The 13,133-nt window shown below is 69.6% G+C and carries 14 protein-coding genes; 1 reads left to right on the forward strand and 13 read right to left on the reverse strand.

Annotation, left to right across the window (positions count from 1 at the left end; all coding sequences use genetic code 11):
- Positions 1-457: 457 nt before the first annotated feature.
- From CAP_RS31480 to CAP_RS31520, 9 genes are all read right to left on the reverse strand, one after another.
- Entirely contained in the window at positions 458-970 is a 513-nt protein-coding gene (locus tag CAP_RS31480; protein WP_044247631.1) for a hypothetical protein, read from the reverse strand.
- A gap of 336 nt (positions 971-1,306) precedes the next feature.
- Positions 1,307-1,564, reverse strand: a complete 258-nt coding sequence (locus CAP_RS31485) for a hypothetical protein (RefSeq protein WP_044247635.1) — start codon at positions 1,562-1,564, stop codon at positions 1,307-1,309.
- A gap of 230 nt (positions 1,565-1,794) precedes the next feature.
- Complete coding sequence (locus tag CAP_RS54220) at positions 1,795-3,699, reverse strand: response regulator (RefSeq protein WP_044247638.1); 1,905 nt, start codon at positions 3,697-3,699, stop codon at positions 1,795-1,797.
- A 279-nt stretch (positions 3,700-3,978) separates the two neighbouring features.
- A complete protein-coding gene (gene tgt / locus CAP_RS31495; RefSeq protein WP_044247641.1) occupies positions 3,979-5,097 on the reverse strand; it encodes a tRNA guanosine(34) transglycosylase Tgt in 1,119 nt (372 codons plus the stop codon).
- A 7-nt stretch (positions 5,098-5,104) separates the two neighbouring features.
- The gene (gene queA / locus CAP_RS31500; RefSeq protein ID WP_044247644.1) at positions 5,105-6,190 is read right to left on the reverse strand and encodes a tRNA preQ1(34) S-adenosylmethionine ribosyltransferase-isomerase QueA; all 1,086 of its coding nucleotides are present in this window, start codon (positions 6,188-6,190) and stop codon (positions 5,105-5,107) included.
- A gap of 34 nt (positions 6,191-6,224) precedes the next feature.
- A complete protein-coding gene (locus tag CAP_RS31505; RefSeq protein ID WP_044247716.1) occupies positions 6,225-7,586 on the reverse strand; it encodes a sigma-54-dependent transcriptional regulator in 1,362 nt (453 codons plus the stop codon).
- A gap of 258 nt (positions 7,587-7,844) precedes the next feature.
- The gene (gene bfr, locus CAP_RS31510) at positions 7,845-8,315 is read right to left on the reverse strand and encodes a bacterioferritin (RefSeq protein WP_044247646.1); all 471 of its coding nucleotides are present in this window, start codon (positions 8,313-8,315) and stop codon (positions 7,845-7,847) included.
- Between the two features lie 204 nt (positions 8,316-8,519).
- Positions 8,520-8,753: a (2Fe-2S)-binding protein gene (locus CAP_RS31515; RefSeq protein WP_044247649.1), complete on the reverse strand. Its 234-nt coding sequence runs from the start codon at positions 8,751-8,753 to the stop codon at positions 8,520-8,522.
- A gap of 261 nt (positions 8,754-9,014) precedes the next feature.
- Positions 9,015-9,779, reverse strand: a complete 765-nt coding sequence (locus CAP_RS31520; RefSeq protein ID WP_044247651.1) for an SDR family NAD(P)-dependent oxidoreductase — start codon at positions 9,777-9,779, stop codon at positions 9,015-9,017.
- Positions 9,780-9,963: 184 nt separating this feature from the next.
- Between CAP_RS31520 and CAP_RS31525 the strand changes: the two genes are divergently transcribed.
- Positions 9,964-10,380 (forward strand): hypothetical protein, encoded by a 417-nt coding sequence (locus CAP_RS31525; RefSeq protein ID WP_044247655.1) that lies wholly within the window; start codon positions 9,964-9,966, stop codon positions 10,378-10,380.
- Between the two features lie 4 nt (positions 10,381-10,384).
- On the opposite strand, the gene CAP_RS31530 is transcribed toward CAP_RS31525, so the two are convergent.
- The 4 genes from CAP_RS31530 to CAP_RS31545 all read right to left on the reverse strand — a co-directional run bounded on the left by CAP_RS31530 (position 10,385) and on the right by CAP_RS31545 (position 13,121).
- Complete coding sequence (locus CAP_RS31530) at positions 10,385-11,077, reverse strand: sigma-70 family RNA polymerase sigma factor (protein ID WP_231511788.1); 693 nt, start codon at positions 11,075-11,077, stop codon at positions 10,385-10,387.
- A gap of 116 nt (positions 11,078-11,193) precedes the next feature.
- Positions 11,194-11,475 carry a hypothetical protein gene (locus CAP_RS31535; protein WP_231511789.1) on the reverse strand — a complete coding sequence of 94 codons (282 nt, stop codon included), beginning with the start codon at positions 11,473-11,475 and terminating at the stop codon, positions 11,194-11,196.
- 7 nt (positions 11,476-11,482) lie between these two features.
- Positions 11,483-11,989: a hypothetical protein gene (locus tag CAP_RS31540; RefSeq protein ID WP_044247657.1), complete on the reverse strand. Its 507-nt coding sequence runs from the start codon at positions 11,987-11,989 to the stop codon at positions 11,483-11,485.
- A gap of 70 nt (positions 11,990-12,059) precedes the next feature.
- The gene (locus tag CAP_RS31545; RefSeq protein WP_156041314.1) at positions 12,060-13,121 is read right to left on the reverse strand and encodes a hypothetical protein; all 1,062 of its coding nucleotides are present in this window, start codon (positions 13,119-13,121) and stop codon (positions 12,060-12,062) included.
- Positions 13,122-13,133: the final 12 nt, after the last annotated feature.

Genomic DNA, 13,133 nt, shown 5'->3' on the forward strand with positions numbered 1-13,133 from the left:
CGTAACTCCCCGATACAATTGAGGAGCACGTGTCTCTTGCGCCCGACCTGACGGTCCCCAGAGGCGCCCAAGGGCGATCCAGGGCCGCGTGGTAAGAAGTGGGAAGCCGATCTTGGCTCCGTTGTCAAAAATGCGGATCCCATAGATTTGTGCAGCGTAACTGGGTGCTCCCACCCCCCCGATCGGGGTGCTGACTCCTGGCAAGGGTTCCAGGTGGGGTTTCGCTCCTGCTGAAGATCTGCGCTCTCAGCAGAGCAGAGACCAGACCCAGGGATCTGCTGGTGGGCGAAGTGCGTACTCCCGGTGACGCCCGTCCCGAGGGGGCGGGGCCATGGAGTGGGTGGGGGTGGGGCCCCGACCGGGAGGGTCGGGGCAAGAGGTGGGGAGGGGTGGAGCCCCGGCGAGGGTCACCGGGGCTCAGGTGATAAGGAGGGCAGCGGGGCCGGACCGGCCGGGATCAGTCGACCATAGCCGGCTTCGTCTCCGACTCCTCCTGGGCGGCCTGCTCATTGCGACGCCGGGTCTTCAGCGCCTTGATTCCAACGGACGAGCGATAGAAGCGGGTCTTCTGGTAGCGCGCCATCAGCAGCTCCCCGTCGCTCCGGGATTTCGCCCGGTCCTCCACGGAGCGCGCGAAGCCGTGCACGGCGCGCTGCCGCTGATCGTCGAGCATCGCCCGGGTCTCTTCGAAGATCTCGACCATCTTGCGCGCCGCCGGCAGGAAGACGTCGATCTGGGCGATGCGGTCGCTCGCGAGGGCGAAGTCGTCGAAGTCGGTCTCGGTGATCCCGGCCCGATCGCCGTACTCGGCCTGGTTGGCCATGATCTCCTGGCTCACCTCGTCGAAGCCTTTCTGCGCTGTCTGCATGCCTCGCATCGCTCCTTCGGACAGGTCCGTGAGGAAGCCCTCGAGGGCACGCGCGTCGATGAACACCTCGCCCATCTCGGGCTTGATCGGATCGTTTGCCATCGTCGTATCTCTCCTGCCCCTCTCGCCGGCGCCCGAGTCGCCTACCCATGCGCACGGTGGCGCACCAGGGCGTATATCCAGCGAGGGGGATTCGTTGTCGAAGCCGCGTCCGTTCGTGCGCGCCATCCGGTAGAGCAACGGCCGTTCCCGGTCCGCATCTGCTGGATTTTGCTCGATTCGCTGGAGCCAGAACGTCAGGAAGCGTGGCCCGGGAGCCGCGTGGGCGTGGTCAAAAGCCCACACATGAAAGGTGGCTCACCTGCCAGGAGTGGTCGACGACCTCTCGGGAGTGGTCACCGCATCTCTCCCGAGTGGTCGACGACCTCTCGGGAGTGGTCACCGCATCTCTCCCGACGGGTCGACGACCTCTCGGGACTGGTCGACGACCTCTCGGGACTGGTCGATGACCTCTCGGGACGGGTCGACGACCTCTCGGGACGGGTCGACGACCTCTCGGGACGGGTCGACGACCTCTCGGGAGTGGTCACCGCATCTCTCCCGACAGGTCCGCGACCTCTCGGGACTGAACGACGACCTCTCCAGACAGGACGACGACCTCTCCAGACAGGACGACGACCTCTCGGGAGTGGTCACCTCATCTCTCCAGCCAGGTCGACGACCTCTCCGGACAGCTCGACGATCTCTCCGGACAGGTCACCTCACCTCGCCCAGAGCGGCAGGGGACACTGTCCTCTCCGGAAGCGACGGGCGTCAGGGCCGAAGCGGCAGCACGCTCTGGAAACCGAGGGTGGATCGCGGGGAGTGGGGCCCTGTCGGGATTCACTCCCGGCGGGGCGAGGGGACGCGCGTCCCCTCGTGGAGACTCAAAGCAAGCCGAGCAGGTGGTCCTTGATGGACTGGCGCGTCGGATCGTCGGGGGCGACGCTGAGGGCGCGCTCCCAGGTCTCGATGGCTTTGTTGCGGAAGCCGGCCTTCTGGTAGAGCACCGCCAGGTTCTTCAGGGCGGGGAAGTGCTTGCTGTTCATGTGCAGCGCGGTCTCCAGCTCCTGGATGGCGTCGTAGAGCTGGCCCTGCTTTCCGTAGAGCAGGCCGAGGTGGAAGTGCAGGCGGTAGGCGAGCGGGTCGATCATCGTCCCCTCGCGCAGGTGCTTCACGGCGGTCTCGAAGTCGCCCTCGCGGTAGGCGGCGATGCCCGCCGCAAGGAGGCGCTCGGCTTCGGCGGAGATGCGCTCCTGGTCGCCGCGCACGGAGCGGGTGTGGACCGCGTTCTCGACAGCGGCGACCACGTCGGCGACGCGGAAGGGCTTCTCGATGTAGGCGTCGACGCCGTAGCTCGACTTGAGGTCCTCGGCGAAGCGCCAGCCGCGGTACACCGCGGAGATCATGATGATCGGGATGTGGCCGTAGCGCTGGGTGCCCTTCATCCGGCGGGCGATGTCGAAGCCGTGCACCTCGGGGAGCATGGCGTCGAGGATCATCACGTCGGGCGGGTTCTCCTTCACCATCCGCAGCGCGAGCAGGCCGCGGTCGGCCTCCTCGACGCGGTAGCCGCGCTCCTCGAAGATGCGGCGAAGGAGCCTGCGGATCTCGGCCTCGTCGTCGACGACGAGCACCGTGGGGTGGTCGTCCTGAGAGGCCTCGCGGGGGAGAGTCCCCACCATCGACAGATCGCGATCGGCCTCGCCGAAGTCGGCGTCGCTGAACTCGTCGGCAGCGGCGGCGCGGCTCATGGCGTCGTCGACGATCACCGGAGGCTGGCCGGAGGGACGGCTCGGCGCGGGGGCGTCGAAGGGGTCGGGAGGCGGAGGCGCGGCGAACGGATCGTGGGCCGGCGTGTAGGGCGGAGGCGCTTGTGGCGCGAGAGGCGGCGGCGCTTGCGGCGCGAAGGCCGGCGCTGGCGCCGCGGCGGCGGGGGCCGGCGCGGGCGCGGGCGCGTCGTCGTCCAGGCTCTCGACGATGCCCTCGAAGGAGAACTCGTCCTCCATCAGGCCCGCGAACGAGTTCTCCTGCGGGACCTTCACGGTCGGCGGCGTGGGCTGCTGGACCGGGGCAGGCGCGGCAGGGGCATGCGCGAGGGGCGGCGCGGAAGGGAACTGGCGCCCAACAGGCATGGGCGGCGGGGGCGGCATGGGCGGGGGCGCTGCCGGCCGCGGAGGCTGAGGAGGTGCTTGCCGGGCCTGCGCCGGAGGGGGCGCGGGCGGAGGCGTGTGGCGCGCGGGTGCGGGGGCCTGGGCCGGCTCGGGGGAGCCGCTCGAAGGCGCGAGGCCGGCGCGGCGGAGCACTTCCGGGGGGCACTTCGGGCCCACGTAGAACGGCTCGCCGCTGTCCTTCATGTCGTAGGCGGCGGCGACGGTGCGCATCAGCGGGCCCGCGAGCGCGATGTACGGGAAGACGCGCTTGCCGGTGACGAACTCCAGCTCGTCGATGACCTTCTTGTCGGTGGGCGCGGCCATGGCCACGAGGATGCGGTCCTCGCGCACGAGCACCGGGAGGAGCTTGTGCTTCATGGCGATCTCCCGCGGCAGGATGGAGAGATCGGTGAGGCGGATGCAGACCTGGTTGAGATCGATCCCGGGGACGCCGCTCTGCTCGGAGAGCGCCTTCAGCGCCGCCACCTCCGAGAGGGTGCCGCTCTCGATCAGGCCAGTGGCGAGGGGGACGCCTTTGGCACGGGAGTCGACCAGGGCCTGTTCGAGCTGCGGCTGGGTGACTGCGCGCTGCTGGAGCAGGATGCGCCCGAGGGGTTTCTTGTTGGGATCTTGCGTCATTCCGCGCGTTGGGGGGTCCCGAGAAGGCTAACGGAGATGCGTTGGGTGAGCAAGGAACCGGCCGGTACGGAGGAGGCCTCGGCCCGGGGTCGGGTGCACGAGGAGTGCCCCATCGCGGTGAGAGTGTACCCCGATCGGTGGGGCGGCTGTATCCCGTTGCGCGGCGGGGTCGGCGCGGGGGCAGCGGGGGGTCGGCGCGGGGGTGGCGCGGGGTGGCGCGGAGGTGGCGCGGAGGTGGCGCGGAGGCGGCGCGGAGGCGGCGCGGAGGCGGCGCGGAGTTCAGGGCTCGTCGCCGTCGCTCCCCAGCCACGCGCGCGCGAACGACGCGTACCGTCCGGCGGCAATGGCCTCCCGGGCCTCGCGCACCAGCCGGCCATACAGGTGGAGGTTGTGCTCGGTGATGAGGCGGAGGACCAGGATCTCGCCGGCGAGGTAGAGGTGGCGGAGGTAGGCGCGGGTGTAGCCGCCCGTGCAGGCTGGACACGAGCAGGTGGGATCGAGGGGGGTGAAGTCTTCCTTGTAGCGGGCCTGCTTGATGACGATGCGCCCCCGCTGGGTGAGGGCCTGGCCGTTGCGCGCGTTCCGGGTGGGTAGGACGCAGTCGAACATGTCGACGCCGGTGCCGATGGCGCGGACCAGATCGGAGGGGGTGCCGACGCCCATCAGGTAGTGGGGGCGCGCGCGGTCGAGGGTGGGGGCGACCTCGCCGAGGACCTCGTGCATGCGCTCGATGGGCTCGCCGACGGAGAAGCCGCCGAGGGCGAGGCCGTCGAAGGGCATGGCGGCGAGCTCCTCGGCGTGGGCCTTGCGCAGGGCGACGTCGGTGCCGCCCTGCACGATGCCGAAGAGGGCCTGGTCGGGGCGCTTCGCGGCGAGGCAGCGGCGCGCCCAGCGGGTGGTGGTGGCGCAGGCGCGCTCGAGCTCGGGGCGCGCGGACATGCCCGGAGGGCAGACGTCGAGCTGCATGGCGATGTCCGCGCCGATCTTGCCCTGGACCTCCATGGCGACCTCGGGGGAGAGGGCGAGGCGGGAGCCGTCGATGTGGGAGCGGAAGACGAAGCCGTCCTCGGTCATGGTGCGGCGGTCGGCGAGGGAGAAGGCCTGGAAGCCGCCCGAGTCGGTGAGCATGACGTGGGGCCAGGAGGCGAACTTGTGAAGGCCGCCGGCCCTGGCGATGATGTCGGGGCCAGGGCGGATCCAGAGGTGGTAGGTGTTGCCGAGGACGATGCGGGCGCCGGTCGCCGCCACCTCGGTGGGAGAGAGCGTCTTGACGCTGCCCTGGGTGCCCACGGGCATGAAGGTGGGGGTCTCGACCTCGCCGTGCGGGGTGACGAGGAGCCCGGTGCGCGCGTTGCCGTCGCGTGACGTCTCGCGGAAGCTGTAGCCCGGCGAGTGCATCCTTCGATCAAGCCTTCCCGGAGATGAGCATGGCGTCTCCGTACGAGTAGAAGTGGTAGCGGGCGGCGATGGCTGCCCGGTAAGCCGCGAGCGCCCTGTCCACGCCGGCGAAGGCGCAGACCAGGGCGAGCAGGGTGGACTCGGGGAGGTGGAAGTTGGTGAGGAGCGCGTCGACGACGCGGAAGCGGTAGCCGGGCTGGATGAGCAGGCGGGTCTCGCCCGCGGAGGCGAGGACGTGGCCCGGGCGCTCGGGATCGGCGGCGCTCTCCAGGGTGCGCACCACGGTGGTGCCGATGGCGACGACGGGCGCGCCGCGGGTGCGGGCATCGGCGATGGCGGCGCGGGCCTCGTCGGAGACGAGGTACTGCTCCTCATGCATCGGGTGCTCGTCGAGGTCGTCCACGGTGACCGGCTGGAAGGTGCCGAGTCCTACATGAAGCGTGATGCTGGTCAAGCGCACGCCGCGGGCGCGGAGGCGCTCGACGAGGCGCTCGGAGAGGTGCAGGCCGGCGGTGGGCGCGGCGATGGCGCCGGGGGTGCGGGCGAAGATGGTCTGGTAGCGCTCGCGATCGGCGCCGTCGTCGGCGCGCCGCAGGTAGGGCGGCAGCGGGATGTGGCCGCAGGCGTCGAGCGCCTCGGCGAGGGGCAGGCCCGCGGGGGACGAGAGGCGCACCTCGAGCATGCCGCCGCCGGAGGCGAGCACGTGCGCGGAGAGGGTGCCTGGCTCGCCGAAGTCGAGATCGGCGCCGGGGCGGATGGGCTTCGAGGCGCGACCGAGGGCGCTCCATCGCTCCGCTGGCGTAGGGGTGGATGCTGGCTCGTCGGCGAGCTTGCGGACGAGGAGCAGCTCGACCTGACCGCCGGAGGTGCGCTTGCGGCCGAGGAGGCGGGCGAGGATCACCCGGGTGTCGTTGACGACGACGAGCGCCCCCTCGGGGATGTGCTGTTCGAGGTCGCGGATGTGCGCGTGCGCGACCTCGCCCGGGGGGAGCGCGCGGTCGACGAGGAGCAGGCGGGCGCCGTCGCGATCCTCGGCGGGGCGGGAGGCGATGAGCTCGGCGGGGAGATCGAAGTGGAGGAGGTCGCGGCGCACGGGGCGCTACTAACACGTCGCCGGGCGCGAGGGCTCACCCGGCGGGCGGGTAGACGATGGTGAGGCGGTTCATCTTGCGCCAGAGGGTGGTGGCGCTGATCCCGAGGACGTCGGCTGCCTTCTCGCGGTTGCCCTCGGACTCGCGCAGGGCGGCCTCGATGGCGTGGCGCTCGGCGTCGTCGACCACGTCGGCGAGCGCGCGCCCCACGCCATCGGCGCCCACGCGCTTCGGCTGGGTGGGCGCGGGGAGGATGTCGTCATTGGAGATGACGCCGCCGCTGGAGAGGGCCACGGCCTGCTCGACCATGTTCTCCAGCTCGCGGATGTTGCCGGGGAAGTCGTACTGGGTGAGGGCCTCGATCACGCCCTCACCCGCCTTCGCGCGGCAGTTCATCTTGCGGTTGTACTTGTCGAGGAAGTGCTGGAAGAGGAGCGGGACGTCCTCCCGGCGCATGCGGAGCGGGGGCAGGTTGAAGCGGGCGACGTTGAGGCGGTAGTAGAGGTCCTGCCGGAAGCGCTTCTCGGCGACGGAGCTGAGCAGCTCCTGGTTGGTGGCGGCGATGATCCGCACGTCGACGGAGATGGCCTTGTTCTCACCGACGCGGCGGATCTCGTTCTCCTGGATGGCGCGGAGCAGCTTCGCCTGGAAGGTGAGGGGCGTCTCGGCGATCTCGTCGAAGAAGAAGGTGCCGCCGTCGGCCTCCTCGAAGAGGCCCTTGCGCGCGCTGACGGCGGTGGTGAAGGCGCCGCGGGCGTGACCGAACAGCTCGCTCTCCAGGAGGGTCTCGCTGATGGCGGCGCAGTTGACGGGGACGAAGGGGCGGTCGGCGCGCTTGCTGTTGGCGTGGACCGCCTTGGCGACCAGCTCCTTGCCGGTGCCGCTCTCGCCGGTGATGAGCACCGTCGCGTCGGTCGGGGCGATCTTCACGATCCGGGCGAGGACGTCGCGGATCGGCTGCGAGCGGCCGATGATGTTCTCGAAGCGGTAGCGCTCCTTGAACTCGGTGGCGAGGAGCTGGACCTGACCGGTGAGCTTCCTGTTCTGCAGGGCCCGCTCGACCTTGAGGAGCAGCTCGGGCTCCTCGATGGGCTTCTGGATGTAGTCGAAGGCGCCGAGGCGCATGGCCTCGACGGCGCTCTCGATGGTGCCGTACGCGGTCATCACGATGACCTCGGTCATCGCGTTGGCTTCCTTCACGGCCCGGAGGACGGAGAGCCCATCCGAGCTACCCATGCGCAGGTCGGTGAGGACAGCGTCGTACGCGCCCTTGGCCCCGAGATCTGCGCCCTCCACGCCGTCGGTGGCCTCGTCGACCTCGTACCCTGCCCCGCGCAGCAGCATCGCGAGCAGGGTGCGCATGTTTCGCTGGTCATCGACGATGAGTATCTTCGCCATCACATTCCCCCGCTGTCGCGCCCTGCTCCGGCGGAGTTCCTCGGGCCAGGGCCGAGGGGTTCACCTGGAGTCACGGGCCGCACGCCGCATCTCAGTGCCCCATGGCCGTTCCGGTGTCACCAGAGCCGCGTGCTCCGCAGCGCAGACCGTGGGGTTGGCCGACATTCTAGTGCGCGGGCGCAGGGAGCGCACCGAGCCTCGTGCCCAGGCAGGGAGTCCGGTCCCGAGCGACGACGCGTCACGGCATGCCCGGATCGGTCACTTCCGGATTTGCTGGGCGAGGTAGCCCTGCTCGCCGAGCTGGGCGATGAGCCCGAGCTGGGTCTCCAGCCAGTCGACGTGCTCCTCTTCCCCCTTGAGGATGTCAGCGAAGAGCTCCTCGGTGGTCCGATCGCCCTTGTCGCGGCAGAGGGCGATGTAGTCGTTGAGGCGCTTCACGGCCTTGTACTCCAGATCCAGATCGCTCTTGAACTGCTCGGGCACGGTCTGACCGATGCGAAGCGTGTCCAGCCGCTGCAGGTTGGGCAGGCCCTCGAGGAAGAGGATCCGATCGATGATCGCCTCGGCGTGCTTCATCTCGTCGATCGACTCGGCGCGGGAGTGGGACGCGAGCGTCACGTAGCCCCAGTTCAGGCACATCTTGGCGTGCAAGAAGTACTGGTTGATGGCGACGAGCTCCGCTGCGAGCACCTCGTTCAGCGCGTCGATGACTTCTTTCGACCCCTTCATCCCAACCTCTCGCCAGCCTCTGGGTGGTTTGCCCCCCTCGCTTCGTCGCCGAAACGGTGGGAGGGGCAACCGCCATATGGAGCGTTGGGCACGTCAAACGCAATAAAAAACCAGCCGCCCGGTGGCGTGAACCTCCGGGACGCGGTGCTTGCAGCGTCCTGGTCGGGATGGGCACCCGAGCCAGGGCTGCGTCTGTGCACCCCTTCAGGCCGCCGTGGGCTGCTCCACCGGCCGTTCGGGGTCAGGGATCAGGCTCAGGGAGCGCTTCGCCGAAGCTGGCGCCGCCTTTTCGAGCAGCGATTGGATCGTCGGACGGCAGGATCCGCAGCGGGTTCCTGCGCTCGTACACCTCATCACCTCGGTTACGGAGCAAGCGCCCTTGCAGATTGCGTCGTTGATCTCACTGTCGGTCACGCCCTTGCACAGGCAGACGTACATGCTTCAACCACCTCACCGAAGTCACCGCGAGACGTTGTTGAATGTAGAATTCAGTATCTGTTCGGTCAAGCGTGAGGCGAGGGTGTTGAAGCGAAAGATCAGGGATCTCGCGGCAGCTCCGCGCGGAACGGGAGCAGGCGGAAACGGAGGAGCGTCAGGGGAGGAAAATCACGCGCAGGAGCGCGCAGGAGCGCGCAGGAGCGCGAAGAAGTGCGCGGGGAGGGGTGGTGCGCGAAGGGGATTACGCGCGCCGGAGGAGCGTCACATCGAGAGGCCGCCGTCGACGTCGATGCAGCGGCCGTTGAAGTACTCGCATTCGATGGCGAACTTCACGGCGAGCCAGATGTCCTCGGGGACGCCGATGCGGCCACACGGGATGGCGGCGACGAGCGCGTCGCGGGCCTTCTGGTTCATGCCCTGGGTCATGGGGGTCTCGACCATGCCGGGCGCGACGGCGACGACGCGGATCCCCAAGGGCGCGAACTCGAGCGACCAGGTGCGGGCGTTCACCGCGAGGGCTGCCTTGGCGGCGGAGTAGTTGGACTGGCCGCGGTTGCCGTGGCGCGCCACGGAGCTGATGTTGATGATGACGCCCTTCGAGCCCTTCTCGGCCATGTTCGCGGCGACGTCGCGGACCATGTAGGTGGCGCCGGTGAGGTTGACGTCGATGACGGCCTGCCACTGCGCGGCGCTCATCTTCACGATGGCGCCGGTGTTGCGGTCCTTCTTCACGAGCAGGCCATCGCGGAGGATGCCGGCGTTGTTGATGAGGCCGTTGAGGCCGCCCATGGCCTCGGCGGCCCAGGAGACGAAGGAGGTGACCTCGGCCTCGACGCCGACGTTGAGCTTGCGGGTGTGGATCCGACCGGAGAAGGCCTTGCTCGCCTCGGCGAGAGAGGCGAGCCCTTCCTCGTTCACGTCGCCAGCGGCGACCTGGGCGCCTGCCTCGGCGAGCCGCTCGGCATAGTGGCGGCCCAGGCCGGAAGCCGCGCCCGTGACGATGAACTTGGTGTCTTGCAGTTGCATCCTTAGCTCTCCTGTCCTGATGTGCCCGACGAGGCGTGAGGCGCTCGTAAAGGCGGGCGGAACCTGCGGGCGCTTTTATGAGGTGCCCGGCGGGATGTCCAGATGCGGCGAGGGGATCCAGGGGCGTCACCGTGAGCGGGGCTGGGCGCTTGCACGGGGTGCAGGGGCCCGCTATTCAGCGGGGATGAGGTCAGTCGTATTCGCCGCCGCGCTGATCGTCAGCAGTCTGTCGTTCGTTCCCGGATGCGGGAAAGGGGGGCCGTCGATCCCCGCCACGAAGCCAGACGAGAAGGAGCTGGTCAAAGGGACGGTGGTCGCCGCGACCGAGGCGAGCGGCGGGGTCCGGCTCTACAAGGTCGTGGAGGTGGAGGACTTCCCGCCGCCGCTCACGCGCGAGCTGCACATGGTCGCGTACGATCCGAAGGCCAGCACCTTCGAGGATGCGGCGCGCATGTGGGAGCACAAGGAGAGCCTCAAGGTCGCTGTCGATCACGTGTTCGTGCAGATCAACCAGTTCATGACCCGCGACTCCCGGATCATCCGCAACGAGCCCGTGACCGACGCCGAGCGCGCAGGCTACTTGAAGAGCAAGCGGCAGTGACAGGTCAGGCGTCCTGAGGAGGATCCTGGCCGCCGTCGTCGCGGAGGGTGCGGCTCAGGGTGGCGATGGCCTGCGTGTGGAGGCGGCTCGCGCGGCTCTTGCTGATGCCGAGTTCCTCGGCGATGTGGTCGAAGCGTTCGCCGCCGTAGTAGTGGCGCTCGATCAGGACGCGCTCGCGCTCGGGCAAGGCCTGGACGGCGCGGCGCACGACGCCTGCGATCTCGGCGGAAGCGATGCGCTCCTCGGGGCTGTCGCTCTGGTCGGGGAGGGCGAGCTCGGGGGCCTCGCTCCAGGCTGCCATGCCGAGCACCATGGCTGCGGTGTGGCCGGCGAGGAGGTCGCGGAAGGCAGGGGCTGGGTCGTCGGGGAGCTCGGGGGCGGGAGTGCCCGCCTCGCGCGCGGCGTGGGCGTAGCGCTCGGAGGCGGCGAGGGCGCCGGCACGGGGGGCGTCGAGGCGGAAGCGGCGCTCGCGGCGGATGCCCTCCAGCATGGCCCAGGTGAGCTTTGCCCGGGCGTAGCTGGGAAAGCTCGAACGGGCAGGGTCGTAGCTCGCGACGATGGCCTGGAGGGCCGCGTTGCCGGAGGCGTGGAGGTCGTCGACGGGGATGCGCCCGCCCAGGCGGCGCGCGAGGCGGCGCGCCACCGCCATGGAGAGGTGGATGCCCTCGGTGTAGAGCGCCTGGTCTGCAGCGAGCACCTAGGACTCCATCTCCGGAAATCGCCCAGGATCCATGGCGAGGCGAGGTCTACGGGCAAGGGTGACGGCCATCGGGAGCGCAGGGAAGTGCAGGACCGGGTTGACGGGGTGCAGGTCTAGCCCAACTTCGCGCGGACCGGGCCGAGATCGTCAGCGAGATCGTCGGACAGACGTGCCGTCTCCGTGGCGCCGGGGGTGAGGCGCTCGCCGCTCTGCTCTACTTCGCGGGGGTGCGCCTGGCGCAGGAGGCGCGAGGCGTGCTCGTCGTGGGTCAGCATCTCCGCGAGCTGCTCGCGCATCCAGTCCAGCTCGCGCGCGGGGAGGCGCCCGGCATAGGGGGCCACGGCGGACTCGATCTGCTCCGCAATCCAGGGGTCGGAGAGCAGGGGGTGGGGCATCGCGGCTCTACTTCTCGCCCGTCTTGGTGTTGAGACACTCGTCGAAGGCTTTCACGGTCTTCGACGAGAGCGCGCAGACGATGGACTGGCGGTCGCCGATCTTGCCGACGAGGCTCTCCTCGCAGCCGGCGGTCCACTTCTCGCCCATGCGGGTCGCGACGTCGGTGATGTTCTTGTCGGCCTGGGTCCGCTGCGCCGCGGTGAGCTTGGGGCTGAGCTGCGCGAGCTGATCGGAGCGGGTGACGGTGGCGAGCTGGTTGCCGAGCTGCGCGCAGTCGCCGCGCGAGATGGAGTAGTCGTCGGGGATGGAGGTGTCGGTCGAGGCGGACTTGAGCCCGGGGGCGACGCGCTCGGGCTCGGGTTCGGGCTCGGCGGCGGCGGACGGGGGCTCGGGTTCGGGCTCGGCGGCGGACTCGGGTTCGGCCGTCTCGGGGGGCGGGGTCGAGCCACCACACCCGAGCTGACACGCTGCGAGCGCCATCAGGGCCGGCAGGAACGAGGAGAACGTGCGCATGGAGGGCGAGGGTTGATCGGTTCCGCGCCGATGTCCACAAGCCAGGGGAGGCGGGGGGCGAGGTGCGAGATCACTGCGCCTTGAGCGAGCTGCACTCGATGCTGTCGCTCAGCACGCCGATGCTGCCGGACCAGCGAGAACCGACGGCGTAGGACGACCATTTCGGCTGGTCGAACGCGCAGCGCTGTTCCTTGCTGGTCTTGATGTCGACGAGCTTGACCTCGTACTTCTCGGTCCTCTTGCCTTCGCGGTCGCAGCCGACGCAGGTGCCTGGGCGCTTGAGATCGACCCGGGGCCAGGCGGGGGCCTCGTTCAGGGAGGAGCCGCTCGCCTTGGCCATCCCCTTCGTGCTCCAGACGTTGATCTCGTACTCGCAGCGCTCCGCGTACACGGGCTCCTCGCGGTAGCGGGGTTTGCACTCGCGCGTCTCCTTGAAGGTTCCGTCGCCCTGGTCCTTGCGGCGGGTCTGGCAGTCCTCGCCGTCGGCGACCTTCTTCGAGGAGCGCTGGTCCTTGCGGCGGCTCAGCTCCCGGGCGCCGGCGGGCATGTCGCTGCACCAGTCCGACTTGCGCGCGGGGCCGAACGATTCGATCTCGACGGTGCGCTCCCAGGAGTGGCCCGACACCTGGAACGCGGCGGGCTTCGTCCAGAAGATGCAGGTGCACACCAGACCGAGGGCGCCGACCCCGAGCACGACGAGGAGTGCGAGGATGATCTTGAGGGCGCTGCTCGTCTGGGGCTTCGGGGGCGCCCCGTGGGCGGGCATGAAGCCTTGTGCATGCGCGCGCTGCGCGTCCTGCAGGTTCTCGGTGCCGAACTGCTGACCCTGGGCGCGCACCTGGTCGGCGCGCACCTGCGCGACCTTCCCGGCGGCCATGGGACCGCCGCACTGGGTGCAGCAGTTGACGTTGCGGCTGTTCCAGGCGCTGCACGCGGGGCAGCGCAGATCTGCGCCGACGTACTGATGATCCTGGACGGCCACCTTCTCGGCGTCGGAGGGGAAGTACCGCGCGGTGGCGTCCTGGGGCGCGCCGCAGTTGGCGCAGAACCGGTGGGTCAACCCGAGGAGCTTCTTCTGACCGCAGTACTTGCAGTCCCAGAACATCTCGTAGGTCTTCTCGGAGCCGCTCATGAGGGCCATGCT

Source organism: Chondromyces apiculatus DSM 436 (assembly GCF_000601485.1).
Classification (GTDB): domain Bacteria; phylum Myxococcota_A; class Polyangia; order Polyangiales; family Polyangiaceae; genus Chondromyces; species Chondromyces apiculatus.

What these genes read in the sequence shown, in the direction of transcription:
- CAP_RS31545 (WP_156041314.1), bottom strand. Translation starts at nt 13,121, where the DNA reads ATGAGCGGCTCCGAGAAGACCTACGAGATGTTCTGGGACTGCAAGTAC.
- CAP_RS31535 (WP_231511789.1), bottom strand. Translation starts at nt 11,475, where the DNA reads ATGCCCCACCCCCTGCTCTCCGACCCCTGGATTGCGGAGCAGATCGAG.
- CAP_RS31480 (WP_044247631.1), bottom strand. Translation starts at nt 970, where the DNA reads ATGGCAAACGATCCGATCAAGCCCGAGATGGGCGAGGTGTTCATCGAC.
- bfr (WP_044247646.1), bottom strand. Translation starts at nt 8,315, where the DNA reads ATGAAGGGGTCGAAAGAAGTCATCGACGCGCTGAACGAGGTGCTCGCA.
- CAP_RS31525 (WP_044247655.1), top strand. Translation starts at nt 9,964, where the DNA reads ATGAGGTCAGTCGTATTCGCCGCCGCGCTGATCGTCAGCAGTCTGTCG.
- CAP_RS31520 (WP_044247651.1), bottom strand. Translation starts at nt 9,779, where the DNA reads ATGCAACTGCAAGACACCAAGTTCATCGTCACGGGCGCGGCTTCCGGC.
- tgt (WP_044247641.1), bottom strand. Translation starts at nt 5,097, where the DNA reads ATGCACTCGCCGGGCTACAGCTTCCGCGAGACGTCACGCGACGGCAAC.
- CAP_RS31515 (WP_044247649.1), bottom strand. Translation starts at nt 8,753, where the DNA reads ATGTACGTCTGCCTGTGCAAGGGCGTGACCGACAGTGAGATCAACGAC.
- CAP_RS54220 (WP_044247638.1), bottom strand. Translation starts at nt 3,699, where the DNA reads ATGACGCAAGATCCCAACAAGAAACCCCTCGGGCGCATCCTGCTCCAG.
- CAP_RS31505 (WP_044247716.1), bottom strand. Translation starts at nt 7,586, where the DNA reads ATGGCGAAGATACTCATCGTCGATGACCAGCGAAACATGCGCACCCTG.
- CAP_RS31540 (WP_044247657.1), bottom strand. Translation starts at nt 11,989, where the DNA reads ATGCGCACGTTCTCCTCGTTCCTGCCGGCCCTGATGGCGCTCGCAGCG.